The sequence below is a fragment of the Cupriavidus sp. D39 genome (assembly GCF_026627925.1).
Lineage (GTDB): Bacteria > Pseudomonadota > Gammaproteobacteria > Burkholderiales > Burkholderiaceae > Cupriavidus > Cupriavidus ulmosensis.
In genome coordinates this window covers 2,402,263-2,427,450 of record NZ_JAPNLE010000009.1, presented here as the reverse complement: position 1 = coordinate 2,427,450, position 25,188 = coordinate 2,402,263, and the positions used below count along the sequence as shown (strand labels likewise).

The 25,188-nt window shown below is 67.4% G+C and carries 19 protein-coding genes, 1 other RNA gene, 6 pseudogenes and 1 riboswitch; of the genes and pseudogenes, 15 read left to right on the top strand and 11 right to left on the bottom strand.

Features of this window, described 5'->3' with window-relative positions; translation table 11 throughout:
• The first annotated feature begins 149 nt into the window (after positions 1-149).
• The 4 genes and pseudogenes from OMK73_RS23315 to OMK73_RS23300 all read left to right on the top strand — a co-directional run bounded on the left by OMK73_RS23315 (position 150) and on the right by OMK73_RS23300 (position 5,193).
• Positions 150-1,615 (top strand): annotated as a pseudogene (locus OMK73_RS23315) (malonyl-CoA decarboxylase domain-containing protein).
• A gap of 106 nt (positions 1,616-1,721) precedes the next feature.
• Positions 1,722-2,707, top strand: a pseudogene (locus OMK73_RS23310) (Bug family tripartite tricarboxylate transporter substrate binding protein).
• Positions 2,708-2,759: 52 nt separating this feature from the next.
• Positions 2,760-3,541 (top strand): annotated as a pseudogene (locus tag OMK73_RS23305) (enoyl-CoA hydratase-related protein).
• Between the two features lie 98 nt (positions 3,542-3,639).
• Entirely contained in the window at positions 3,640-5,193 is a 1,554-nt protein-coding gene (locus OMK73_RS23300) for a malonate--CoA ligase (RefSeq protein WP_267606485.1), read from the top strand.
• Positions 5,194-5,311: 118 nt separating this feature from the next.
• Here OMK73_RS23300 and OMK73_RS23295 read toward each other — a convergent pair whose 3' ends face one another.
• The 3 genes from OMK73_RS23295 to OMK73_RS23285 all read right to left on the bottom strand — a co-directional run bounded on the left by OMK73_RS23295 (position 5,312) and on the right by OMK73_RS23285 (position 7,514).
• Positions 5,312-6,013, bottom strand: a complete 702-nt coding sequence (locus OMK73_RS23295) for an SIMPL domain-containing protein (RefSeq protein WP_267604117.1) — start codon at positions 6,011-6,013, stop codon at positions 5,312-5,314.
• A gap of 109 nt (positions 6,014-6,122) precedes the next feature.
• Positions 6,123-6,935: a sulfite exporter TauE/SafE family protein gene (locus tag OMK73_RS23290; RefSeq protein WP_267604116.1), complete on the bottom strand. Its 813-nt coding sequence runs from the start codon at positions 6,933-6,935 to the stop codon at positions 6,123-6,125.
• Between the two features lie 84 nt (positions 6,936-7,019).
• Positions 7,020-7,514 (bottom strand): EVE domain-containing protein, encoded by a 495-nt coding sequence (locus tag OMK73_RS23285; RefSeq protein WP_267604115.1) that lies wholly within the window; start codon positions 7,512-7,514, stop codon positions 7,020-7,022.
• Between the two features lie 38 nt (positions 7,515-7,552).
• On the opposite strand from OMK73_RS23285, the gene OMK73_RS23280 reads away from it, so the two are divergent.
• Positions 7,553-7,681, top strand: coding sequence for a hypothetical protein (locus OMK73_RS23280; RefSeq protein ID WP_267604114.1), 129 nt, complete (start codon positions 7,553-7,555; stop codon positions 7,679-7,681).
• A gap of 14 nt (positions 7,682-7,695) precedes the next feature.
• Here the strand turns inward: OMK73_RS23280 and ssrS are convergent.
• From ssrS to OMK73_RS23265, 3 genes are all read right to left on the bottom strand, one after another.
• Positions 7,696-7,906: non-coding RNA, 6S RNA (ssrS, locus tag OMK73_RS23275), on the bottom strand.
• A gap of 312 nt (positions 7,907-8,218) precedes the next feature.
• The gene (locus OMK73_RS23270; RefSeq protein WP_267604113.1) at positions 8,219-8,560 is read right to left on the bottom strand and encodes a cell division protein ZapA; all 342 of its coding nucleotides are present in this window, start codon (positions 8,558-8,560) and stop codon (positions 8,219-8,221) included.
• Complete coding sequence (locus tag OMK73_RS23265; RefSeq protein ID WP_267606484.1) at positions 8,557-8,874, bottom strand: hypothetical protein; 318 nt, start codon at positions 8,872-8,874, stop codon at positions 8,557-8,559. Before OMK73_RS23265 ends, OMK73_RS23270 begins: the two co-directional genes overlap by 4 nt.
• Before the next feature lie 209 nt (positions 8,875-9,083).
• Positions 9,084-9,328: riboswitch (cobalamin riboswitch) on the top strand.
• Between the two features lie 98 nt (positions 9,329-9,426).
• Here OMK73_RS23265 and OMK73_RS23260 point away from each other — a divergent pair.
• The 7 genes and pseudogenes from OMK73_RS23260 (at position 9,427) to cobC (ending at position 16,305) form a co-directional block, all read left to right on the top strand.
• A complete protein-coding gene (locus OMK73_RS23260; protein WP_267604112.1) occupies positions 9,427-11,355 on the top strand; it encodes a TonB-dependent receptor plug domain-containing protein in 1,929 nt (642 codons plus the stop codon).
• Positions 11,356-11,370: 15 nt separating this feature from the next.
• Entirely contained in the window at positions 11,371-12,369 is a 999-nt protein-coding gene (locus tag OMK73_RS23255) for a FecCD family ABC transporter permease (RefSeq protein ID WP_267604111.1), read from the top strand.
• A gap of 5 nt (positions 12,370-12,374) precedes the next feature.
• The gene (locus tag OMK73_RS23250) at positions 12,375-13,211 is read left to right on the top strand and encodes an ABC transporter ATP-binding protein (protein WP_267604110.1); all 837 of its coding nucleotides are present in this window, start codon (positions 12,375-12,377) and stop codon (positions 13,209-13,211) included.
• Positions 13,204-13,846 (top strand): annotated as a pseudogene (gene cobO / locus OMK73_RS23245) (cob(I)yrinic acid a,c-diamide adenosyltransferase). Before OMK73_RS23250 ends, cobO begins: the two are co-directional and overlap by 8 nt.
• A 52-nt stretch (positions 13,847-13,898) precedes the next feature.
• Positions 13,899-14,939, top strand: coding sequence for a nicotinate-nucleotide--dimethylbenzimidazole phosphoribosyltransferase (gene cobT, locus OMK73_RS23240; RefSeq protein WP_267604109.1), 1,041 nt, complete (start codon positions 13,899-13,901; stop codon positions 14,937-14,939).
• 43 nt (positions 14,940-14,982) lie between these two features.
• The gene (locus tag OMK73_RS23235) at positions 14,983-15,747 is read left to right on the top strand and encodes an adenosylcobinamide-GDP ribazoletransferase (RefSeq protein ID WP_267604108.1); all 765 of its coding nucleotides are present in this window, start codon (positions 14,983-14,985) and stop codon (positions 15,745-15,747) included.
• Positions 15,732-16,305, top strand: a pseudogene (gene cobC, locus OMK73_RS23230) (alpha-ribazole phosphatase family protein). Before OMK73_RS23235 ends, cobC begins: the two are co-directional and overlap by 16 nt.
• Before the next feature lie 479 nt (positions 16,306-16,784).
• Here cobC and OMK73_RS23225 read toward each other — a convergent pair.
• The 4 genes from OMK73_RS23225 to cobU are packed head-to-tail and all read right to left on the bottom strand — an operon-like array spanning position 16,785 to position 20,473.
• Entirely contained in the window at positions 16,785-17,708 is a 924-nt protein-coding gene (locus tag OMK73_RS23225; RefSeq protein ID WP_267604107.1) for a cobalamin-binding protein, read from the bottom strand.
• The gene (gene cobD, locus OMK73_RS23220) at positions 17,608-18,765 is read right to left on the bottom strand and encodes a threonine-phosphate decarboxylase CobD (protein WP_267604106.1); all 1,158 of its coding nucleotides are present in this window, start codon (positions 18,763-18,765) and stop codon (positions 17,608-17,610) included. The genes OMK73_RS23225 and cobD overlap by 101 nt, the downstream gene beginning before the upstream one ends.
• Positions 18,762-19,757: an adenosylcobinamide-phosphate synthase CbiB gene (cbiB, locus tag OMK73_RS23215; RefSeq protein ID WP_267606483.1), complete on the bottom strand. Its 996-nt coding sequence runs from the start codon at positions 19,755-19,757 to the stop codon at positions 18,762-18,764. The genes cobD and cbiB overlap by 4 nt, the downstream gene beginning before the upstream one ends.
• Entirely contained in the window at positions 19,757-20,473 is a 717-nt protein-coding gene (cobU, locus tag OMK73_RS23210) for a bifunctional adenosylcobinamide kinase/adenosylcobinamide-phosphate guanylyltransferase (protein ID WP_267604105.1), read from the bottom strand. The genes cbiB and cobU overlap by 1 nt, the downstream gene beginning before the upstream one ends.
• Positions 20,474-20,626: 153 nt before the next feature.
• Here cobU and OMK73_RS23205 point away from each other — a divergent pair.
• Positions 20,627-22,080 (top strand): annotated as a pseudogene (locus OMK73_RS23205) (cobyric acid synthase).
• A gap of 160 nt (positions 22,081-22,240) precedes the next feature.
• On the top strand, positions 22,241-22,891 hold the full coding sequence (locus OMK73_RS23200) for a ParA family protein (RefSeq protein WP_267604104.1): 651 nt from the start codon (positions 22,241-22,243) through the stop codon (positions 22,889-22,891).
• Here the strand turns inward: OMK73_RS23200 and OMK73_RS23195 are convergent.
• The gene (locus OMK73_RS23195) at positions 22,872-23,423 is read right to left on the bottom strand and encodes a GNAT family N-acetyltransferase (protein WP_267604103.1); all 552 of its coding nucleotides are present in this window, start codon (positions 23,421-23,423) and stop codon (positions 22,872-22,874) included. The genes OMK73_RS23200 and OMK73_RS23195 overlap by 20 nt on opposite strands.
• 232 nt (positions 23,424-23,655) lie before the next feature.
• Between OMK73_RS23195 and OMK73_RS23190 the strand changes: the two genes are divergently transcribed.
• A complete protein-coding gene (locus tag OMK73_RS23190) occupies positions 23,656-24,876 on the top strand; it encodes a PepSY-associated TM helix domain-containing protein (protein WP_267604102.1) in 1,221 nt (406 codons plus the stop codon).
• Positions 24,877-25,188 lie beyond the last annotated feature (312 nt).

Genomic DNA, 25,188 nt, shown 5'->3' with positions numbered 1-25,188 from the left:
ATGGCGGCGATCCGCCCCCGGCACACAGCAGGCCCGCCTGCACCTGGCAGGCAAATCATCCACTAACCGATAGTCCGATAGTCCGATGGACCGATGGACCGATAGCAGCTAACAGACAGCCAAGAAGACAGCCAAGAGCAGGTACGCCCATGGATTCCCTCAGCAACACCGAACAGAAAGTCAGCGCTCCCCTTAGCGGCCATGAGCCGTTGGCGGACACCCTGTTGTCGCGCTTCGGCCGGTGGTGGGGCCGTAAGGGCGATGGCAAGGCCAAGCCGAATGCGACTGCGGATGCCAAGGCGCACGCCAAGGCCGTGGCGCTCCCGGCTCGCGTGCTGCGCCGGCAGCGCGAGCAGCTGCGCCAGTGCTTCGACGCGCGCCTGACCGACAGCGCCGCCAATACCGCCGCGCAAACCTGGCGGGCCGAGTACGAAGCCGCGGGCGATGACGCGCGCCAGGCCATGCTCGGCGTGCTGGCCGAAGTCGCGGCCAGCGGCAGCGTGCAAGCGGATGACCAGGGCAAGGACGGCAAGGATGGCATGGACGGAAAGGCGGCCAGATCCGCGTCCGGCCTGCCACAGGCCATGTCCAACGCGCGCATCCGTTTTTTCAAGCGGCTGGCTGCCCTACACGGGCAGCAGGGCGCGAGCGTCTGCGGCTTGCATTTCCTGATCGGCCTGCGTGCGGACATGCTGCGCTGGCACAAGCGCGTGCCGGGCCTGCGCCCGCTCGACGACGATCTGGAGGCGTTGTTCTCCAACTGGTTCGACGTGGGCCTGCTGGAATTGCAGCCCATCACCTGGGACTCGCCCGCCTCGCTGCTGGAAAAGCTGATCCGCTACGAGGCCGTGCACGAGATCGCGTCCTGGGCGGATCTGCGCAACCGGCTCGATTCCGATCGCCGCTGCTATGCGTTCTTCCACCCGCGCATGCCGCGCGAGCCGCTGATCTTTGTCGAGGTGGCCTTCGTGCCCGAGATGGCCGCCAACGTCCACGCGCTGCTGGACGAAGCCGCGCCGCTGGAAGACCTGCGCCGCGTGAAGTGGGCGATCTTCTATTCCATCTCCAATACGCAGGCAGGCCTGCGCGGCGTGAGCTTCGGCAACTTCCTGCTCAAGCGCGTGATCGGGGAATTGCAGCGCGAGTTTCCCAAGCTCAAGCAGTTCGCCACGCTCTCGCCCATTCCCGGGTTTGCCGACTGGCTGCGCAAGCGCGATGGCGAGTCGGTGGCCAAGGTGCTGGGCGACAAGCGCCTGGCGCGCTGGCGCGAGCGCCACGGCACGCCGCCCGCCGACGGCGCCGGCTGGCTGGCCGCGCTGCCTGCCGATTCCGGGGACGCGATGGTGCGCGACACCGCGCTGGCGCTGGCCGCGCATTATCTGGTGCGCGAGCGCCAGCAGGCGCTGCCGGCCGATCCGGTGGCGCGCTTTCACCTGGGCAATGGCGCCTGCGTGGAGCGGCTGAACTGGGCCGCCGATCTGTCGCGCAAGGGCGCGCGCAGTCGTGCGGCATGATGGTGAATTATCTTTACGTGCCCGAAGCGCTCGATGACAATCTGGTGCGCCTTGGCAACGGATCCCCGCGCATGAGCCGCGCGGTGAGCAAGCTGTTGTAACCCTGGTCAGGTAAAAGACAAGGCCGCGGGCCGCGTTCTCCGGGCCATGCCAGCCGTTCTTCATTTTGACTTTCCGCAGCAGAACAGAGAGAGAGGAGACAGAGTCATGAATCGTCGTCAGTTTCAACTGGCAGGGCTGGCTTGCGCGCTGGGCGCGGGTTTGGGCGCGGTAGCCCCCGTGGCGCAGGCCGACACCTGGCCGTCCAAGCCGATCACCGTGATCGTGCCGTTCCCGGCCGGCGGTGGCACCGATGCCTTCGCCCGCCCGCTGACCGCGCAGCTTTCCAAGCAGATCGGCAAGCAGTTCGTGATCGATAACCGCGGCGGCGCCGGCGGCACCGTGGGCGCCAGCATCGCGTCCAAGGCCGCGCCGGACGGCTATACCGTGTTCATCGGCGGCGCGCACCACGCCATCGCACCGTCGTTCTACAAGAAGCTCGACTACGACATCGAGAAGGATTTCATCCCCATCACGGTGATCGCGCAGCCGCCGCAGGTGATCGTGGTGAACCCGGCCAAGGTCACCGCCAACACGCTGGGCGAGCTGATCGACTACGCCAAGAAGAATCCCGGCAAGCTGAACTACGCCTCGGCCGGCAACGGCTCCTCCCACCATCTGGCGGGCGAGCTGTTCAAGCTGCAGACCAAGACCTTCATCACGCATATCCCGTACAAGGGGCGGGCCCTGCGCTGTCCGACCTGATCGCGGGCCAGGTGGACATGGATTTCGATGGGCTCGGCTCTTCTGCCCAGCACATCCGCGCCGGCCGCATCAAGGCGCTGGCGGTGGCATCGACCAAGCGCTCGGCTGCGTTCCCGAACGTGCCCACCGCCGCCGAGGCCGGGGTGCCCAACTACGAGGTTTCCACCTGGTACGCGATGTGGGTGCCGAAGAACACGCCCAAGGACATCGTCGACAGGCTTTACACCGAGGTGGAGAAAGCACTCAACACGCCGGAGATGAAACAGATCTGGATTGCCAACGGCTCCGACACGCCGGCCTTCACACAAGAGCAGTTCGCACAGTTCCAGCGCGCCGAGATCAAGCGCTGGGCTACGGTGGTGCAGCAGTCCGGCGCCAAGATCGACTGATGGAGGATAGCCACATGATTCCCGAAGTTTCCCATCAGCGTGGAGCGCAGGCATGAGCGGCACGGTGGCGTTCGCGCGTGAGGGTGACGTGGCCACGGTCACGCTGTCCAACGCGGGCAAGCTCAATGCCATCTCGGTGGCGATGTGGCGCGCGCTGGCGCGGGGTTTTGCGGACCTGTCCGACGATCCCTCGCTGCGCTGCGTGGTGCTGCGCGGCGCCGATGGCAACTTGCCGCGGGCGCCGACATTGCCGAGTTTCCCGAGCAACGGGGCGACGCCGCCGCGCTGCGCCGTTACCACGAAGCGGTGATTGCGCCCGCGCTGGCCGCCATCGCGGGCTGCCTGCATCCCACGCTGGCCATGATCGAAGGGGTTTGCGTAGGCGGCGGGCTGGAGATCGCCTGCCATTGCGACCTGCGCATCGCCGCCGACGATAGCCGCTTTGGCGTGCCGATCAACCGGCTCGGCTTTCCCATGGCGCCTGGCGAGCTGACCGGGCTGCTGGCCCTGGCGGGCCGCGCGGTGACGCTGGAGATCCTGCTGGAGGGCCGGGTGTTCGACGCCGCCGAGGCGCGCGAGAAGGGGCTGTTGACGCGCGTGGTGCCGGCCGCGCCACTTGGTGACGAAGTCGCCGCGGCCGTGAAGCGCATCGTGGCCGGCGCGCCGCTGGCCGCCCGCATCAACAAGGAGAGCATCCGCCGCCTGGCGAGCGCGCCAGCGCCGCTCACAGCGGCGGAGCTCGACGCGCACTTCCGCTATGGCGACAGCGCCGACCATGCCGAAGGCGTGGCCGCATTCCTGGCCCGCCGGCCGCCGCGCTTTACTGGGCAATAGCACGGGCAGTAGCTTTAGGTATCATTGCCGGCTGTCGATCGGATTGCCCATGCGGATTGCCCATGCTATTGCCGATTCCGTTTTTTATCTTCCGCAATATGAACGCCAACCTGTTCGCCCTCTTCGAATCCCGCTTCCCGGCGGACCGCAGTGCCTGCTGCATTGAAACCCACGACGGCCTCTACTACAGTTGGGACGACCTCGACCGCGCCACCGCCAAGATGGCCAACCTGCTGGCCGCGCTCAAGCTGCCCGAAAGCGCGCGCGTGGCGGTGCAGGTGGAAAAATCGCCCGAGGCGCTGTTCCTGTACCTCGCCACGCTGCGTGCCGGCTACATCTACCTGCCGCTCAATACCGCCTACCAGGAAGCCGAGATCGACTACTTCGTGGGCAACGCGGAGCCGGCGGTGGTGGTGTGCAGCAGCGCCAACTTCGGCTGGGTCTCCAAGGTAGCGTTCCGCCACGGCACCAAGCACGTCTTCACGCTGGACGACGACCGCTCCGGCTCGCTGTTGTCCCGCGCTGCCGCGCAGCCCGACGCCTTCACCACGGTGGCGCGCGGCGCCGACGAGCTTGCCGCCATCCTCTACACCTCGGGCACCACGGGGCGCAGCAAGGGCGCCATGCTCACGCACGGCAACCTGGCGTCCAACGCCAAGACGCTGCATGCATACTGGGGCTGGCGCAGCGATGACGTGCTGCTGCACATGCTGCCGATCTTCCACGTGCATGGCTTGTTCGTGGCGTCGCACGGGGCGCTGCTGGCCGGCGCCAAGATGATCTGGGCGCCCAAGCTCGACATGGCGCAGATCCTGAAATTCCTGCCGCGTTGCACCGTGATGATGGGCGTGCCCACGTATTACGTGCGCATGGTGCAGGAGCCGCGCTTTGATGACGACACCTGCCGCCGCATGCGCCTGTTCGTGTCCGGCTCCGCGCCGCTGCTAATGGAAACCTTCGATGCGTTCCGCGAGCGCACCGGGCACACCATCCTGGAGCGCTACGGCATGAGCGAGACCGTGATGCTGGTCTCCAACCCGTACGAAGCGCAGGACGGCGAGCGTATCGGCGGCACCGTCGGCAAGGCGCTGCCGGGTGTGTCGGTGCGCGTGGTGGATGGCGACGGCAAGCCTTGCGCGGCCGGCGAGATCGGCAATGTGAAAGTGCGCGGCCCGAACGTGTTCAAGGGTTACTGGCGCATGCCGGAGAAGACGCAGGAGGAGTTCACCGCCGACGGCTGGTTCAAGACCGGCGACGTAGGCCGCTTTGGCGGCGCCATCGTCAGCCAGGCCGGCGAGCGCAAGGTGCCCGACGACTACCTGACCATCGTTGGCCGCAGCAAGGACCTGATCATCTCCGGTGGCTACAACGTCTACCCGAAGGAGATCGAGAGCTTTATCGACGAGATGCCGGGCGTGGCGGAAAGCGCCGTGATCGGCGTGCCGCATGCCGATTTCGGCGAGGCCGTGGTGGCGGTGGTGGTCGGCAAGCCCGGCGCCTCGCTCGACGCGCTGGGCCTGATCGGCGGGCTCAAGGGCCGCATCGCCAATTTCAAGGTGCCCAAGCGCGTGCACCTGGTCGATGAGCTGCCGCGCAACACCATGGGCAAGGTGCAGAAGAACGTGCTGCGCCAGCAGTTCGGGGAGCTGTAAGCACCGCCGCTCCTCGATGGCTTATGCATCAAAGACAAGGCCCCTGCCGCTTGCGCGACAGGGGCCTTGTTCTGTGCCTTGTGCCTGGTGTCTTTATGCCTGTGGCTTTGGACAGCGCTTACTTGAGCATCTGCACCGAGCCGTTCACCGTCACGGTGACCTGGGCCTTGCCGCCCTCGACCGGCACCGGCGCGGAATCGGCCATCATGGCCTTGGCCGCATACATGCGCGGCATCGGCTGCACTGCGCCCACCTCGCCCACCTGCACTTCACGGATGGTGTAGCTGCCGTAGCCGAACAGCTTGGTGGTGGCCTGCGCCTTGTCGCGGAACGACGCCACGGCCTGTTCGGTCAGCTTGGCCTCGGCGGCCAGGCGGGCTTCGCGCGAGAGCGAGAAGCTGATGTTCTGCACCTGCATCTGGCTGGCGAGCTGGCCCGCGAGCTTGGACACGGCCGTGAAATCGCGCGATTCCAGAATCACCTCGGCGCGGCCGCGCCAGGTGCTGATGCGCCCGTTCTTGTCGTTGGACGGATAGATGGTGAAGCCGCCCGATTGCGCCTGCACGCCATTGGTACGCTTGGCCTGTGCAATCACATCTGCCGTCTTGGCCGACAGCGCCGAGGAGATCGCGCCCGGTTCCGCGCCTTCCTGCTCGGCTGCGAGCGTCAGGTGGACCACGTCGGTCGGCACTTCGGTGGCGGCCTGGGCGGACAGCGACAGCACGCCGGCAGGGGCCGGGTCGTGGGTCGGGCCACCGCCCTGGGCGGAGGCAACCATGGCGGTGGTACCGAGCAGCGTGGCGGCAAGCAGATGTTTCATTGCATTTTCCCTTTCAAGACGATGGGTATCAGACGCGCTCCCCAGGTGATCGTTCCGCTACGTGGCGTGCGACCTTGTATCTACTTGTATCTTCGGATGCCGTGGTCCTTCAGAACGCGTGCCAGGCCTTCCACAGCATATAGGCCGACAGGCTGAACAGCAGGCAGGCGAAGACCTTCTTCAACTGCCCGACATCCATGCGGTGCGCGGTGCGCGCGCCCAGCGGCGCGGTCAGCACGCTGGCCAGCGCGATCACCGCCAGCGCCGGCAGGTAGATGTAGCCGAGCGAGCCGGCCGGCAGCCCGGTCTGGCCCAGCCCGCTCCATACATAGCCGATCACGCTCGCTACCGCGATGGGAAACCCCAGCGCGGCCGAGGTGGCCACGGCGTTGTGGATGGGCACATTGCACCAGGTCATGAACGGCACCGAGACAAAGCCGCCGCCGGCGCCCACCAGGCTGGACAGGAAGCCGATCACGCCGCCCGCGCCCAGCATGCCCGGCGTGCCCGGGAGTTGCCGGTGCGGGGCGGGCTTGCGGTTACGCAGCATCTGCCATGCCGAAAAGCCGACGAATATGGCGAACAGCAGGGACAGCCAGCTGGTCTTGAGCGCCGCGAAGACCTTGCCGCCGCCGATCATGCCGCCGATCAGGATGCCGGGCGCCAGCGCGAATACCAGCTTCCAGCGCACCATGCCGCGCTTGTGGTGGGCGCGTACCGACGACAGCGAAGTAAACAGGATGGTCGCCATGGAGGTGGCGATGGCCATATGGACGATGGCCTCCTGGGGGAAGGCCAGGGCGGTGAACAGCAGCGTGAGGAAGGGCACCATCAGCATGCCGCCGCCCACGCCAAGCAAGCCGGCGCAGAAGCCGGTAAAGGCGCCGAGCATCAACAGCCCGGGAATCAGGGAAAAGCTCATGAAGCGGAATCGACCTTGTTGGTGTTGTAGTTATGTAGTCGGCAGCCATTGTGTCATGCCGCTGATGTGGCCGTCGGTGCCTGGCTATCGCATCAGCCGCGTGGTGATGAAACGCCATTCGGCCGGGGTCACCGGCGTGATCGACAGCCGGTTGCCGCGGCGTAGCACGACCATGTCGGCCAGTTCCTCGTGCGCGCGCAGGTCGGCCAGCGAGATCAGCGGGCCCTTGCCGACAAAGCGCACGTCAACCAGCATCCAGCGCGGCGCATCTGGCTTGGCGGCAGCGTCGTAGTAATCGCTCTTGGGGTCGAACTGGGTGGGATCGGGGTAGGGCTGCGAGCTGACCTCGGCCAGGCCGGCAATGCCGGGTTGCGGGCAGGAGGAGTGATAAAACAGCACGCCATCGCCGATGCGCATGCCGTCGCGCATGAAGTTGCGGGCCTGGTAGTTGCGCACGCCGGTCCATGGCAAGGTGCCGCGCTCGGCCAGCATATCGATGCTGGCCTCGTCGGGTTCCGACTTCATCAGCCAGTACTGGCGGGCGCGCGCGGCGGCATTGGCTTGCGTGGATCGGCTCATGGGCGGGCAGGGGCGGGCGTGACGTTGGCGACAGCGATATGGTGCAGCAAGCACGGCCAAAAGAAAACCGTCTGACGGATGTGGGCCGTGGAGGAAAAACGGAAGGGGGCGCTGCGGAGGTGACGCGCGAATGCGCGCCACAAAAGGAAAAGGCGGTGGTCGAATAACCACCGCCTTTAGAGGGGTCCCCGCCTCGGCCGCTGGATCGGCATCCTGAACCCAAGTGAGGTTCAGAGTGGCTGCGGAAGCCGCATTTCGGGTACATCACTGATTCAGGGAGTCCAAACTGAAACTATGAATCAAGCGACGCGCTCGCCCACACGGCATAATCCCGCACCAACAAATGCTTATCGGTTCAAGGAATATGATCCTGACGAACCAGGCAGGGAAACTGTCAAACGTCTGACTCTTTTGCACTGCCAAACATGCTGCTTTGGCAAGGCTGTCAGACGTTTGCCGTTTCTAACTTGGATGGGATGAAAACGGCGGTCAGGCGCGATAACCCGACCTAAGGTACCGCAACTATGTGGCTTGGTGCGGCTTGGCTCCACTATACACCGCGAGGCTTTCCATACCAAGCCCGTCTTTGCGTATCGTTACATTTTGCTGACGCGCGCGGCATGTGGGGCACATCGAGCCGATATCGCTACCATGGCGCTGCGCGACTGTGCCGTGCGGTACACCGCCGGCGAGAGGCTAAGCGTTCAGCTGCGCGGTACGGGCGAATTGGTGCCCACATGCGCGTATTGGCGCAGGGCTTCGTCCGCGCGTTCGTTCAGCTCGCGAATGCGTGCACGCACGGCATCAACGGGAATCGCGCCGTCCTCCTGCTGCTTGCGCTTGAGCGAGAGCAGGTCCGAGGCGATGCTGATGGCGGCCATCACGGCAACGCGTTCCAAGCCCTTGGCGGATACCCCGCCCTTGAGCCGGGTCATCTGGTCGTCTACCAGTGCCACGGCTTCCAGCAGCGCGGCCTCGTTGTCGGGGGCAATGGCGAACCGGTAGGACTGGCCGGCAATGTTCACTTCGACTTGCTTATTGCTCATGCGTTTTCTCCAGGTGCCTTTTGTTCGGCGCGGCTGGCGGCCTCGCCTTCGCCCAGCAGGTCGAGCTGGCGGGCGTCGCTGGCGGTGGGCAGCTTGTCCAGGATCGACTGGATGCGCAGCTGCGCTTCCTCGATCTTGATATTGAGCAGCTCGCGGTCGGCGGCCATGGCTTCGCGGTCGCCGCGCAGCTGGCTGGCCTCGGCCTGCAGGCGTTCGATCTCCTCCCGCAGGCGCTGGTTCTCCGCCGCCAGGGTATCGGCATGGTGCAGCACACGCCCGATCTTGGCGGCGAGTTGTTCGAGTTCGGTGAGCATAGAGCCTGTCATATCTAGGGTCTCGGGTTTTGGGATTTTAGCCCAAGCGCTATCGTGCGGACGGCGAACGCAGACGTGTGTGACCGGGCCTGCGCGCCGAAGTTGCATGCATCGTCGCTTAACGGCATCCGTGGCGCCGGCTTTATGCCTGTTTTCAGGCGCTTTCCTGCGTTTTTTCCGCGCCATTGACGCTGGGCTTGAAACTGCCTACACTCGCGCACGTTCCAGGTGCTCGTAATCCTATTCACTACAGGGTTGCAGTTCAACGGGAAACAGGGAGCCAGCCGTCGCCGCCAGGGCAGGGCCGTGCCAACCTGTGCTGCCCCCGCAACGGTAAGCGACCGCGATCGCAAGATCGCAAGGCCGACCACTCAGCCACTGAACCGCAAGGTTCGGGAAGGCGGTCGGACTGGTGTCGCCAGCCCGGATACCGGCCTGAACGAGAGTGCGCCGCCCTCCCGCTGCTTCTTGCCGCGCAAGCCAGCGGCGCGCTTCGTCGCCAGACGGTCCGCGGGGGAACGGACCAGGCAGCTCTCTCCCACAATCCGCATCATGCGCTCATCGTCTTACAAGTCGAGCCGTCCGGCATCGCCGGCGCGCCAGACCGCCCCCGCTATCCATTCCCGGCAACTGCCCGCGACCCTGATCGCTTTGCTCGCCGTGTGCGCGCCCGGCGCCGCGATGGCCCAGGCCAGCGAAGCTTCCGCCGTACAGCCGGCCGCCGACGCGCAGCTCGCGCCGGTGGTGGTCAGCGCCAACCGCACTGCCCAGCCGCTGACCGAGGCACTGCCGCACACCACGGTGGTGACCCAGCAGGACATCATCAACTCGCAGGCCATCGACCTGCGCTCGCTCCTGCGCACGCAAGCCGGCGTGGAGTTTGCCGCCAATGGCGGCCTGGGCGCCAATACCACCCTGTTCATGCGCGGGGCCAACAGCAACCAGACGCTGATCCTGATCGACGGCGTGCGGGTTTCGTCGGCCAGCAGCGGCACGGCCCAGTTGTCGAACATCCTGCCCGACCAGATCGACCATATCGAAATCGTGCGCGGCAACGTCTCCGCGCTGTACGGCTCGGATGCGATCGGCGGCGTGGTGCAGATCTTCACCAAGAGCGGCGCGGGCCAGGCTCCGGCGGCCAACGCGCAGATCGAGTACGGCAGCAACAATACGCGCCAGGGCACGGTGGGCTACGGCGGCCAGATCGGCGATACGTCGTTCAATATCACGGGCTCGGCCATCAAGACCGACGGCTTCTCGGCCATCAACACCAAGCAGCAGCCCAAGGCCAACCCCAACGACAACCCCTACGACAACAAGAGCGTATCGGGCCAGGTCAAGCATCGCTTCACCAGCGACTGGGATGCCGGCGTCACCGCGTACTACTCCAAGAGCAAGCTCTCCTACGACAGCACGACCGGCAAGCCCACCGATGTCTGGTGGATGAACAGCGAGCTGTACACGGTATCCGCCTTTGCTAACGGCAAGATTACCCGGGACTGGACCACGCATTTCAAGGTGGCCCAGAGCGAGGACCGCAGCGAGAACACCTTGAACGGCGTGTTCAATAGCCGTTTCAACACGCGCAACCGCCAGTACACCTGGCAGAACGAGTACGCGCTGGCTCCCTCGCATACCGTGTTGTTCGGCGCCGAGCACGCGCAGCAGGAGCTTGACTCGAGCTCCTACACGGCGCCCACGCGCAATATCACCTCGGTGTTCGGCGGCTACGACGGCCGCCTCGGCAAGCACCAGCTGCAGCTCAATGTCCGCAACGACCACTACTCGGACTTCGGCAACAAGGCCAGCTACTTCGCCGGCTACGGCTATAACGTGACCAACGCGCTGAAGCTGATCGCCAACGCCAGCAATGCGTTCCGCGCGCCGACATTCAACGAACTGTACTTCCCGGGCTTTGGCCAGCCCGGCATCCAGCCCGAGCGCGCCAAGTCGTTCGAGCTGGGCGCGCAGTACAACACCGACGCCGCCGGGCTGCTGCGCGTGACCGCATTCCAGACCCGCTACGACAACCTGATCACCTCGGCGCTGCAGCCCAATGGCTTGTTCCTGGCGCAGAATGTCAACAAGGCCAAGGTGCAGGGCATCGAAGCCTCGTGGCGCGCCAAGCTGATGGGCACCGACGTGGGCGCCAGCATCACCTTCCAGAACCCGGTGGACGAGCAGAGCAATACGCAGCTGCTGCGCCGCGCGCGCCGCCATGCCGCATTCGACGTGGGCCGCCAGTTTGGCGACTTCCGCCTGGGCGGCGAGTGGATCATCTCCTCGACGCGCATGGACAGCGGCTCGCGCACGCTGGGCGGATACGGTATCGTCAACCTCAATGCCCGCTATAACATCGACAAGCAATGGTTCGTTGCCGCCCGTGTGGAAAACCTGTTCGACAAGAACTACCAGCTCGCCTATCCCTTCAACACGCAGGGACGCGCCGGCTTTGTCACGCTGGGCTGGCGTCAGAAATGATGGTGGCTGCCTGACATGCGCCGCGCGCTAGCGGTCTGGCTGATGCTTGCCGCCGCCGGCGTGGCGGTGTTCCTGCTGTCGCTGGCGGTGGGCAGCGTGTCGCTGTCGGGCGCGCAGGTCTGGCAGGCGCTGTCCGGCGGCGCCGACAATACCGCTGGCGCCATCGTGCGCGAGCTGCGGCTGCTCCGCGCGGCGGCCGCGTTCGCCTGCGGCGGCCTGCTGGCCCTGACCGGCGCGCTGATGCAGGTGCTGCTGCGCAACCCGCTGGCCGAGCCCTATGTGCTGGGCGTGTCGGGTGGCGCGGCCACCGGCGCGCTCACCGCCATGCTGATGATGTGGCCGCTGTGGACGGTGCAGGCCGGCGCGGCCGGCGGCGCGCTGTTCTCGATGGTGCTGGTGGCCACGCTGGCGCGGCGCGACCTGCTGCATCCGCAGGTGCAGGGCGGCCATCATGAGGCCGGCTCACGCCTGCTTCTTACAGGCGTGATCCTGGCCGCGGGCTGGGGCGCGTTGATCACCCTGATCCTGAGCGTGGCGCCCGAGGCCCGCTTGCGCGGCATGTTGTTCTGGCTGACCGGCGACCTGGGCGGCACCGCCAGCTACGGGCTGGCGCTGGGCGCGCTGGCGCTGGCCGTGCTGCTGGCCATGCCGATGGCGCGCTCGCTCAATGCCATGCTGATGGGCGAGACCGTGGCGCAGGCGCTGGGCGTGCGCGTCGGCGTGGTGCGCATGTCGGTGTTCGTGCTGGCCTCGCTGGCCATCGCGGTGGCCATTACCTCGGCCGGCTCGATCGGCTTTGTCGGGCTGGTGGTGCCGCACCTGGTGCGCCTTGCCTGGGGCAACGACCAGCGCTTGATGCTGCCTGCGTCCGCCTTGCTCGGTGGCACGCTGCTGATGGCCGCCGACCTGGTGGCGCGCACGGTGATTGCGCCCGCGCAGCTGCCGGTGGGCGTGATCACGGCGCTGCTGGGCGTGCCGACCTTCCTCTTCTTGCTGCTGCGCAGGCCGCGCTGATCCCTATGCCGACCTGGAACGAACCCGTCACCCCCTGTCCGCCACTGGTGCTGCAGTCCTTGCAGCTGCGCGCCGGCGCACGCTCATTGCTAGATGGGCTGAGCCTGTCCATGCAGGCGGGCGAGCTGTGGTGCATCGTGGGCCCGAACGGCGTCGGCAAATCCACGCTGATGTCGGTGCTGGCCGGCCTGCGCAAGCCGGACGGCGGCGTGGTGCTGCTGGATGGCCGCGCGCCGCTGGAGACGCCGCCCGCTGCCCTGGCATTGCGCCGCGCCTACCTGCCGCAGGCGGTGCACGACACCTTCTCCATGTCGGTGCGCGACGCCGTGGCGGTAGGCCGTCACCCCCATCTGTCAGGCTGGGGCTGGGCCGGCCGCGAGGACGACGCGGTGGTCGCCGCGGTGATGCGCGAGATGGATCTCGATGCGCTGGCCGGGCGCGATGTGCTGACCCTGTCCGGCGGCGAGCGCCAGCGCGTTTCGCTGGCCGCCACGCTCGCGCAACAGGCGCCGCTGTTGATGCTGGACGAACCCGCCGCCCACCTTGACCTGCGCCACCAGATCATGGTGCTGGAAACCCTGGCCCGGCTGGCACGCGCGGGCCGCCATGCCATCGTGGTGATCCTGCATGACCTTAACCTGGCGCGGCGCTACGCGACCCATGCTTTGCTGCTGGCAGAGGATGGCCTCTGCCTGCACGGCCTGGCGGCGCAGGTCCTGACCCCCGCGCATTGCTCGCACGCGCTGCGCACGCCCATTGTCAGCGTGAGCGACGGCCGCCATACCGCGCTGATTGCCGATGGGGCGCATTCCCCCGAACCAGACGGAACCCAACATGACTGAACCCAAAGCCTTTGAGACTTCCACGTCGGAAGACGCCGCCCGCGACGACCGCCACAAGGCGCGCATGGTGCGCAAGAAGGATGTCGTGGATGCCAAGATTGCCGCTGCGCAGGACGAGCGCGGCGTGATCGTCATCACCACCGGCAACGGCAAGGGCAAGTCCAGCTCCGGCTTTGGCATGGTGGTGCGTGCGCTAGGCCATGGCATGCAGGCCGGCGTGGTGCAATTCATCAAGGGCGCGATTCCCAGCGGCGAGGAACTGTTCCTGCGGCGCTTTCCGGAGCAATGCGCCTTCCACGTGATGGGCGAGGGCTACACCTGGGAAACCCAGGACCGCGCGCGCGACGTGGCCAAGGCCCAGGCCGCGTGGGAGGTGGCGCGCCTCGCTGCTGCGCGACCCGTCGATCGGACTGGTCCTGCTGGACGAGCTCAATATCGCGCTCAAGCTGCACTACCTCGATGTGGACACCGTCATCGCCGACCTGCGCGCCCGCCCGCCGATGCAGCACGTGGTCATCACCGGCCGCGGCGCACCGCCCGCGCTGATCGAGGCGGCGGATACCGTGACGGACATGACGCCGGTCAAGCATGCCTTCCAGCAAGGCATCAAGGCCCAACGTGGCGTCGAGATGTAAAACGTCTATGCTTGTTCCAGCGAATCTTCATCAAGAATCACCAAGAAACACCATGCAGTTGCCCGCCATTGCCCCGCTAGACGTCTCCTTGCGCTCGACCCTGCAAGCCGCCATCGATGCCAAGACCAAGCCGCTCGGCGCGCTCGGCCGGCTCGAGGACCTGGCCTTGCAGATCGGCCTGATCACCGGCAGCGGCACGCCTGAGCTCAAGCGTCCCGCGGTGATCGTGTTCGCTGGCGACCATGGCGTGGCCGATGCCGGCGTGAGCGCCTATCCGGCCGAGGTCACGGCGCAGATGGTGCTCAACTTCCTGGCCGGCGGCGCCGCCATCAATGTGTTCTCGCGCCTGCACGGGCTGGCGCTGGAGGTGGTGGACGCGGGCGTGCGCGCGCCGCTGCCGTCCGCGCCCGGGCTGGTCAACTGCCGCATCGCGGCAGGCACGCGCAATTTTGCCTTTGAGCGCGCCATGAGCGCGGAGCAGGTGCAGGCGGCGCTCACCGCCGGCATGGCGCGCGTGCTGCGCCACGGCCAGCTGGGCAGCAACGTGATCGGCTTCGGCGAGATGGGCATTGCCAATACCTCGTCGGCCGTGTGCCTGGTGAGCCGGCTTACCGATACACCGATTGAGGATTGCATCGGCCGCGGCACCGGCCTGGACGACGCGGGCCTGGCGCGCAAGCGCGCGGTGCTGGCGCAGGCGCTGGCGCTGCACGCCGACGCCGTGGAACCGCTCGACGTACTGGCCGCCTTCGGCGGCTTCGAGATCGCCATGATGACTGGCGCGTTCCTGGCCGCGGCCGCCAGCCGCATGGTGATCCTGGTTGATGGCTTTATCGCGTCGGCCGCGCTGCTGGCGGCGCAGCGTCTCGCGCCCGAGGTGCTCGCGTACTGCGTGTTCTCGCATTGCTCGCACGAGCACGGCCACCGGCGCTTGCTGGAACACTTCGGCGCGCAGCCGCTGCTGGCACTGGACCTGCGCCTGGGCGAAGGCACCGGCGCCGCGCTGGCCTATCCGCTGGTGGCATCGGCCGCGGCCTTCCTGCGCGAGATGGCCACCTTCGGCGCCGCCGGCGTCAGCACCGCGTCGGCGTAGACTGCGGTAGCGCTCCGGCTACTTCGCCCAACCCACCCGGCCCATGCTCGACGAACTTCGCTACTTCCTGACCGCCGTCGGCTACTTCACGCGGGTGCCGGTGCCGCGCTGGGTCGGCTTTGCGCCGCACTACCTGAATGCGGCGGCGCGCTATTTCCCGCTGGTGGGCTTGCTGGTCGGCGTGCTTGGCGCGCTGGCTAGCTGGGGCGCGCTGCAATGGTGGCCGCCGGGCGTGGCCTTGCTGCTGGGCATGGCCGTGACGCTGCTGGCTACCGGCGCTTTCCACGAAGACGGCCTGGCCGACTGCGTGGATGCTTTCGGCGGCGGCTACCGGCGCGAGGATGTGCTGCGCATCATGCACGACTCGCGCATCGGCGCCTTCGGTGCCATCGCGCTGGTGGTGGCGCTGCTGCTGAAGTGGCAACTGCTGGTGGCGATTGCCGCGCATAGCGGCATCGTGGAGTTGCTGCTGGTGCTGGTGGCTGCGCATGCGGCCAGCCGCGCTATGGCGGTGAGCTATCTTGCCACGCTGGACTATGTACGCGCCGAGGGCAAGGCCAAGCCGGTGGCGCAGCGGCTGTCCGGCATCGGACTGGGTTTCACGCTGCTTTGCGGCGCGTTGCCCCTGTTGCTGGTGTCGCCGCTGTTTGCCGCTGTGGTGATCGTTGCGTTGGTGGTGCTGCGCTTTTTGCTGGGGCGCTACTTTGTTCGCCGCATTGGCGGTTACACGGGCGACTGCCTTGGCATGGCGCAGCAACTGGCCGAGTTGTTGATCTATCTCGTGGCGGCGGCATGGACCTGGTCCTGATCCGCCACGCGGCGCCTGAGGTTGCGCAGGGGATCTGCTACGGCGCGCTTGACCTGCCGTTGGCTCAGCCCGTATTGCCCGAGCCTGCTCGCATGTTGCTGGCACTCGATGGCCTCGCGCCGCAACGCATTGTTTGCAGCACGATGGCGCGGGCTCGCGCTACGGCTGATTTACTGGCGCGGGATTTGGGGGTGGTGCCGCAAGCCGATGCCCAGTTGCGCGAACTCGATTTTGGCCGGTGGGAAGGCCACGCCTGGGACGCGGTGCCGCGCGCCGAGCTGGATGCGTGGGCTGCCGATCTGTTGCATGCGCGGCCCCATGGGGGCGAGACTGTAGCGGAGGCCATGGCGCGTGTGGCGGCTTGGGCGGATGCCTTGCCGGTGGATGCCCCGGACCGGCTGTGGGTTGTTGCTCATGCGGGGCCGATGCGTATGCTGGCTGCGCATTGGCTTGGCGTGCCGCTGGCTACTACGCTGGGGTGGGATCTTGGCTTTGGGGCGAGTTGTCGGTTTACGCTGGGTGGGGGGGCCGCGGTTGCGGTGGTGGAATCGGGTTTGAGGTTGAGGGCGTTGGGTGATGACTGCCCGCAACTGCAACTGCAACTGCTTAAAGTCAAAAGCAGTTTCACCACCCCTGCGGGGCGGCGACCTACTTTTTTGTCTTGCCAAAAAAGTAGGCAAAAAGGCGCGCAGGATGGGGCGACACCCCTCGGGATTCGACGAAAAGAGCGGCCGGGACCCAAACTCGCATCGCCTTAAGGCGATACTCAGACATGGGTCCCTCTTTTCCGCTCTTTTCGCCGAATCCCGAGGCGCCCCATACGGCCTTGGCACACCTTCACGGCTCGCTTCGCATCGCGCTTGGGTGATGCCCGCCCCTCGGGCGGGTATCACGGCTACACCGAATTGTTGTCTGACGATGTCGTTTCTGCTCCCGCTGGTTGGCTCCCCTCTCCCGCTTGCGGGAGAGGGGCCGGGGAGAGGGCGGGCGTTCGTCAAGTACGAGATCTCAGGCCTGACCCTTGACCTTTCTTACGCCTACTGCGCCGGCCGTTTCCGCCGCGCGTTGTCCAAGTCCTTGCACACGACTTCCGCGCCTTGCGCGATGCGTGGGCCTGCCCGGTTGACCAGGTCGCCGTCGATGGCGTAGAGGTTGCCGCGCGACACGGCCGTTACCTGTTTCCAGCGTTCCCACATGGCGAAGTCGGGCAGCGGGCGGTCGGAGCGGGTTGCGCCCATGCTGGCGGTCATCATCACTTCCGGGTTGCCGGCTACCACGGCTTCCACCGATACCGTGGGCACCAGCAGCGCTTCGTTGGCGAAGAGGTTGCGCCCGCCGCATAGCGCGAGCACGTCGCTGATCAGGTGCTGGCCGCTGAGTGTCATCAGCGGTTGCTGCCATACCTGGTAGAACACGGTCACCGGCGGGCGCGCCGCGTAGGTCTGGCGCAGCTTGTCGATCTGCTGGCGGAAGCTGTTGGCGGCGCTGTTGGCGGTGGGCTCGGTGCCGAGCAGCACGCCCATTCTCTCGATATTGCTGGGGATGCCTTCGAGCTTGCGCGGCTCGCTGTAGAACAGCGGCAGGCCGAGCGCGCGCAGGCGGTCGGTTTGCTTCTGCGCATTGCCGTGGCGCCACACGACGATCAGGTCTGGCTTGAGCGCCGCGATGCGTTCGAGATCCAGTGCCTTGTTGTCGCCGACTCGCGGGATGTCGCGTGCTTGCGGCGGGTAGTCGCTGTAGCTGACGGTGCCGACGATGCGCGCGCCGCCGCCGGCGGCGTAGAGCATTTCGGTGACGTGCGGCGCGAGCGAGATCACGCGGCGTGCGGGCTGGTCCAGCGTGACCGTCTGGCCGGCGTCGTCAACCACCGAAACGGCGGCGCCGGCTTGGCTGCAAAGGCCGCTGCCCAGCAGTGTGGTGAGGACCAGCAGGGCACGGGCAGTGAACGAGGTAGGCGTCATCGGGTTTAGCTGGAAAGGGGCTTGTGTCGGAGCGCATTGTTGCCTGGGCTTGGGCCAGTGCCGCATCGAGCCGTTGCCATGCTGACTCCTGCGCTGGTGGCAAACCCAGGCGCAGGCTCGGCAATACGCCAGGGATGCCCGCCGGCGCGTCGAACAGCCGCGTCCACACGCCTTGCCGCGCCAGGGCCTCGTGCAGGCGCGCCGCATCGGCATTCGGCACCCAGCTGAACAAGGGGCGCCCCACGGGCGTCAGGCCGTGCTTGCGCAGCAGCGTCGCGAGCCGGATGCCGGCTTGTTGCAGGCGTTCACGTGCTGCTGCCTGCCAGGCGCGATCGGCCAGGGCCAGGCGCGCCACCGCGCGCGCCGGGCCGGCCACGGTCCAGTGCCCGAGCTGCTCGGCCAGCGCGGCCAGCAACGCGGGCTCGGCCAGCACAAAGCCGCAGCGCACGCCGGCCAGGCCGTAGAACTTGCCTAGCGAGCGCAGCACCACCAGGCCGGGGCGATCCGCCAGCGCGGCCAGCGAGCGCTCGGGCGTGCAATCCATGAAGGCTTCGTCAAGCAGCAGCGTGCCGCCGCGGGCGGCGAGATCCGCGTGCCATGCCCGCAGCGTGGCCTGCGCGAGGGTGCGCCCGGTTGGGTTGTTCGGGTTCACCACCACAAGGTGGTCAAGTTGCGCGGCCAGGTCCGCACGGACGAAATCCGTCTCCGCGAGCGGCACTACCTCATGCCCTGCGCGCGCGAAGGCGGGTGCGTATTCGCTGTATCCCTGCACCGCCACGCCAACGCGTCCGGGCTTGAGCAGTTGCGGCAAGGTGCGGATGGCGGCCTGCGAGCCGGCCACCGGCAGGGCGCGCGGTGCGCCGTAGGCCTGCGCGGCTAGTTCCGCCAGACCGTCGTCGTCCTGCGGCAGCCGCAGCCACGCGTCGGCGGGCAGGGCGGGCACGGGGTAGCCGTCCGGGTTGATGCCGGTGGAAAGATCGAGCCAGTCTTCGACGGGGCGGCCATGGCGGCGCGCGGCGGCGAGCAGGTCGCCGCCGTGGCGGATCGGAGTACTCATGCGATGCCGTAGTGGAGGAGAGCGGCGCTGGCGCCGGCGGCGGCCAGCCATAGCCACAGCGTGCGTTGAACCAGGCGCAGGCAGGCGTGCACATCGGCCGCGCCGGGCGCGTGCCCCATGCCCAGCGGCGGACGCTGCTCCCACTCGCCGTGGTAGCGGGCGGGGCCGCCCAGCGCCACGCCGACGGCGCCGGCGCCGGCCGCCATGACCGGGCCCGCGTTGGGGCTGGACCACGCTGGCGCCTGCGCGCGCCAGCAGCGCAGCGCCTGGGCGGTGCGCCCGAGCAGCGCGTACGAGAGCGCGGTCAGGCGGGCGGGCGCCAGGTTGAGCACGTCGTCAAGCCGCGCAGCCGCCCAGCCGAAATACACGAGGCGCGGCGTGCGGTAGCCCCACATCGCGTCCAGCGTGTTGGCAAGGCGATAGGCGATCACAACCGGCGCGCCGCCCACCAGGAACCAGAACAAGGCGCCGAAGATGGCGTCGTTGCCATTCTCCAGCGCCGATTCGCAGGCGGCGCGGGCCAGCGCTTCGGTATCCGCGTCGGTGGTGTCGCGCGAGACGATGCGTGCTGTCAACTGGCGCGCCTCGGCAAGATTGCCTTGCGCTAGCGCCGTGGCGATCGGCGCGATATGCTGGGCCAGGCTGCGCGCGCCCAGTGCCGCGTAGAGTGCCAGCGCTTGCAGCAGCCACGCCAGCACCGCGCTGAGCTGCGCGGCAGCGTGCACCAGCAGGGCGGCCAGCGCAGCCGGCACCAGCACCATCAGCGCCCAGGCGGCCAGGCCGGTGAGCCGCTGGCGCAGCGGCGCGCCGCCGTGGTTCAGGCGGCGTTCAAGTGCAGCCGCAAGGCGGCCGAAGCCAACCAGCGGATGCCAGCGGCGCGGCTCGCCCAGCCATTGGTCCAGCAACACGCCGGCCACGGCAGCGGCCACGCAGGCCTGCCAGCTGAATAGGGGAAACGGCCACCATGAAGACAGCCACGACAGCGAAGACATCACGCCGGGCCGGCGCCTTTCACGCTGACAGGGATGCCGGCCACCAGCAGGCGCACGCGGTCCGCGGCGGCGGCCAGCTTCTGGTTCAGGCGGCCCAGCTCGTCGACATAGAAGCGGGTGATGGCGCCCATCGGCACCACGCCGAAGCCGATTTCGTTGGAGACCAGGATCACATGGCCGGGCAGGGTGGGCAGCGCTGACAGCAGCGCGTCGATTTCCTCGGTGAAGGCGGCCGGCGGCGTTACCAGGCCATGCTCGGGATAACTGCGCGCATCGAGGAACAGCAGGTTGTTGAGCCACAGCGTGACGCAGTCGACCAGGATGCAGCCATCGTGGGTGGCGTGGGCATATAGCGCATCCGCCAGATGCAGCGGCGCCTCGACCAGGCCCCACTCGGCCGGGCGCCGGGCGCGGTGCAGCGCGATGCGCACCTCCATCTCTTCGTCGGCGCTGTCCTGGTCGTGGCGCGCGGTTGCGATATAGGTAACGGGGCCGCCGGTGGCAGCGGCATGGTCGGTGGCCATCTGCTCGGCAAAGTGGCTCTTGCCGGAGCGCGCGCCGCCCAGCACCAGCGTGAGCTGGCGCGCGCGGCCGGGGTTGGCAGCGGCGTGCGGCACGGCTGCGGCCTGGGGCGAGCGTTCGCTGGCCGGCGCATGGCTGGCTGCGCTGGCGGGCTCGGTGGCGGTGGCGGTGGCGGAAGCGTTGACCGGGGTCATCCGGGTATTGTAGCGGGCGCATCCATGGATCGCACGCCCGCAATAGCCAGCGCGCAGGCTGTGCCGCGGGGCGCCGATGCGATAATCCCACGATGCAAAAATCTTCCTGAAGCCGTTGGCGCGGCACCGCCGGGTGGCTTGCGCGGTACCTTGATGGTGCAGGGCACCACCTCCGACGCGGGCAAGAGCACCCTGGTAGCCGGCCTGTGCCGGGTGCTGGCGCGCGCTGGCGTACGCGTGGTCCCGTTCAAGCCGCAGAATATGGCGCTCAACAGTGCGGTCACCGCCGACGGCGGCGAGATCGGACGCGCCCAGGCCCTGCAGGCTGCTGCCGCCGGGCTGGCGCCGCACACCGATATGAACCCGGTGCTGCTCAAGCCCAGCAGCGATACCGGCGCGCAAATCATCATCCACGGCCAGGCGCGGCTGGACCTGGACGCGCGTGCCTATCACGCCTACAAGCCGGTGGCGATGCAGGCCGTGCTGGCCTCGCACCAGCGCCTGTCGAGCGCCTACGAGGTGGTGATGGTGGAAGGCGCTGGCAGTCCGGCGGAAATCAACCTGCGCGACCGCGACATCGCCAATATGGGCTTTGCCGAAGCGGTGGACTGCCCGGTGGTGCTGGTGGCCGACATCGATCGCGGTGGCGTGTTCGCCCACCTGGTGGGCACGCTGGACTGCCTGTCGGAGTCGGAGCGCGCGCGCATCACGGGCTTCATCATCAACCGCTTCCGCGGCGATATCGCGCTGCTGCAGCCCGGGCTGGACTGGATGGAGGCGCGCACCGGCAAGCCCGTGCTGGGCGTGCTGCCCTACCTGCACGGCCTGCACCTGGATGCCGAGGACGCCATCATCGGCGCGCAGGCGGCCAAGCGAGGCGAGTTGCTGCGGGTGATCGTGCCGGTACTGCCGCGCATTTCCAATCACACGGATTTCGATGCGCTGCGCGCGCATCCGCAGGTGGACCTGCGCTTTATCGGCCCCGGCATGCCGATCCCGCCGGCGGACCTGATCGTGCTGCCGGGCAGCAAGAGCGTGCGCGCCGACCTGGCTTTCCTGCGCGCCAATGGCTGGGAGCCGGCCCTGCTGCGCCACCTGCGCTACGGCGGCAAGGTCATCGGCGTTTGCGGCGGCATGCAGATGCTGGGGGGCGGGTGGACGACCCGGCCGGCAACGAGGGCGCGCCCGGCAGCAGCGAGGGCTTTGGCCTGCTGGACTACGACACCGTGCTGGCGCCGCACAAGCAGCTGCGCGTGGTGAGCGGCCGGCTGGCGCTAGACGATGCCGCCGTGCAAGGCTACGAAATCCATATGGGCGTGACCACCGGCCCCGCGCTGGCGCGCCCGGCACTATGGCTGGAAGGCGAGCGCCCGGACGGCGCGCAATCGGAGGACGGGCAGGTGCTGGCCTCGTACGTGCACGGCCTGTTCGACCAGCCCGAGGCTTGCGGCGCGCTGCTGCGCTGGGCCGGGCTGGCGCGGGCCGAAGGCGTCGACCTGGCCGCGCTGCGCGAGGCCTCGCTCGAGCGCCTGGCCGATACGCTCGTCGCGCACCTGGACATGGATGCCTTGCTGGCGCCGCTGCAGGCGTCATGGCAGGCGTCATAGCCGCCCAGCCGCCCCAGCCGCCGACACGCGGCAACTGCTAAACTCGCAGGCGGGCCCGCTCCGCCAGGGCCCGGTCGCGACAAATGGCAGGGCCATGGCGGAACCCGGAGCGGCGCGCCCGCCGGCAGCGCCGCCATGGAAAGCCATTGCGGAGACAACCATGCCCGTAGTCATGATCGCCAATCCCAAAGGCGGCGTAGGCAAGACCACGCTGGCCACCAACCTGGCGGGCTACTTCGCCAGCACCGGCCACGCCGTGATGCTGGGCGACACGGACCGGCAGCAGTCATCACGGGCCTGGCTGGGCTTGCGCCCGGCCTCGGCGCCGGCCATCCGCACCTGGGACATCAGCGCCGACCAGATCGCGCGCCCGCCCAAAGGCACCTCCCACGTGGTGCTGGACACCCCGGCCGGCCTGCACGGCTGGCGCTTCAACGATGTGATGAAATTGGCCCACCGCGTAGTGGTGCCGCTGCAACCGTCCTTGTTCGATATCCTCGCCACCCAGGACTTCCTTACCCGGCTCGCCGACGACAAGCGCGTGCGCCACGGCGAGGTGGAGGTGGGTGTGATCGGCATGCGGGTCGACCTGCGCACCCGCGCGGCCGAGCAGCTGCAGCGCTTTGTCGCGGAGCTGGGGCTGCCGGTGCTTGGCTTCCTGCGCGATACCCAGAACTACGTGCAGCTTGCCGCGCACGGCCTGACGCTGTGGGATGTGGCGCCGTCACGCGTGGCGCGGGACTGGGAGCAGTGGCAGCCGATCATTGGCTGGCTGGAGCAGCCGGCGCTGGCTAGGCGTCCAGCCGCCTGAGCAGGGCATCCACCGACGGCCAGCTCACGCGGCGCACGGCCACGATCAGATCGGCGCCGGGAAACTGGTCGTCGAACACCTCGCTCTCCAGGCCGTCCAGGCGCCGATAGAATTCGCGCGCCTGGGTGTTGCCTTCCAGTACATAGAGGAAAAGGGGCTGCCCTGGCCAGCCGCTGGCGGCACGCCGCGCGCAATGGGCGAAGAGGCGCTTGCCAAGCCCCAGTCCGTGCCATCCCGGCAGCACATGCAGGTTATCTAGGTACACGCCATATTGCGGCTTGGCCTCGGGTTGCAGGCAGGCAAAGCCGGCCGGCGTGCCGTCCACGCGCACGAGCGTGACTTCCAGCGGCCCTTCGGCGCCCTCCACAAGGCGAGCCTGCCAGGCTTGCCGGCGCTGGACGGGCGCCTCCTGCTCAAGGTAATCCGCCGGCAACAGCCCGCGGTAGGCATGGCGCCAGCTTTGCGTGTGCAGGTCGGCAATCAGCGCGGCATCGTGGGGGCCGGCAGGGAGCAATTCGATCGAATGGGGCATCTTCAGGGCGGGAGTCCGGGGCCGGCAATGGGCACGATCGACATTCTGCCGCAATCCAGGCGAGCCCAGCCACGGTCGTGCGCTTGTCACGCATGGGCAAGCCCTGCCTGTTAGAATCGCGAATCTTTCGCATTCTCATCTTGGTAGTGTGGCGTATTAAGCGCACGCTGGCATAGGGTCCGAAAACGTAACCCCACAATCCCCCAACCCCCCAATCTGCTCCCCGCTTCCCATGGTCACCGGCCGCCTGCGCGTTGTTTTCGTCAAGATTCACCTGTACCTCGGCTTGTGGCTGGGCCTGCTGTTTGTCATGTTGGGCCTGACCGGCACCGTGATTGCCTGGCGCGACGAGCTGGATGCCATGCTCAACCCGGAGCTGCTGACAGCCTCGGCGGAAGTCCCCATGCCGGTGGCGACGGCCACGGTGCAAGCGGTCACTGACCGCCTGCAGGCCGACCCGCACTATGGCCGCCCCACGTTGCTGATGCTGCCGTCCGCGCCGCATGAGGTGTTTATTGCCTGGTACCCGCTCAAGGGCACGCCCAACGCCGGGCGCTCGCGCCAGGTAATGGTCGATCCCGTCACATTGACGGTGAAGGGTGAACGGGTCTGGGGCGAGCCCGGCCTGTCGCGCCCACTGCTGTTGCCGACCTTGTTCCAGTTGCACCACTACCTGCTCTCTGGCGAGACCGGCCGGACGATCCTGGGCATCACCGGGATGCTGCTGCTGGTGCTGGTGATCGGCGGGGTTGTGCTGTGGTGGCCCAAGCTCAAGCCGCGCGCGGTGCTCAATGCGTTTCGCATCAGCCATGGAGGCTCGTGGTCGCGCTTCAATTATTCGCTGCATCGCACGGCAGGCATTTTCGCGGCGCCGGTGCTGGCTACGATGGCGTTTTCGGGCTGGTACCTGGATTTACCCAAGTGGGTGACGCCGATGGTGGCTGGCGTGATGACGGTATCGCCGCCTGGCAAGCCGGCATCGGCTGCGGCGCCTGCTGGTACGCCGTTGCTAGGTGCTGCGCAGGCCGTGAGCGCTGCCCAGGCGCTTTATCCCGCGGCGCTGGTGACGCGGGTCAGCTTTCCGCGCAAGGCGGGAGATCCGTTTGAGGTGCGGTTGCGGCAACCTGACGAGGTCCGCCAGGGCAGTGGCGCGACCCGGCTCTGGCTGGATGCGCACACGGGTAAGCGGCTTGGGGTTCGCGATCCGATGGATGCGCCGGCTGGGGATACTTTCCTTAACTGGATGTATCCGTTGCATACCGGGGAAGCGTTTGGATTGGTGGGGCGGGCGTTTATTTCGGTGTTTGGTTTGGTGCCGTTGATGTTTGGTGTTACTGGGGTTTTGATTTGGTGGAAGCGCAGGCGGGGGCATCGGCGGCATGTGGTGCGGACGATGGAGAGGGCTAAGGGGGTTAAGGTTGAGGTGGGGCGGGAGGAGGTGGTTGAGGTTTGATTGCTGGTTGGCTGCAACTGCAACTGCAGAATCAGCTTCAAATTCAACGGCTTAACGTCAAAGGCAACTGCAACTGCAGCGAAAAGAGCGGCCGGGACCCAAACTCGCATCGCCTTAAGGCGATACTCAAACATGGGTCCCTCTTTTCCGCTCTTTTCGCCGAATCCCGAGGCGCCCCATACGGCCTAGGTAAACCTTCACGGCTCGCTTCGCATCGCGCTTGGGTGATTTCCGCCTTGGGGGCGGGAATCACGGCTACACCGATCGGTAGGCGGCGCCATGCGAGTTCACTCACATGGGTGACAGGGGTGA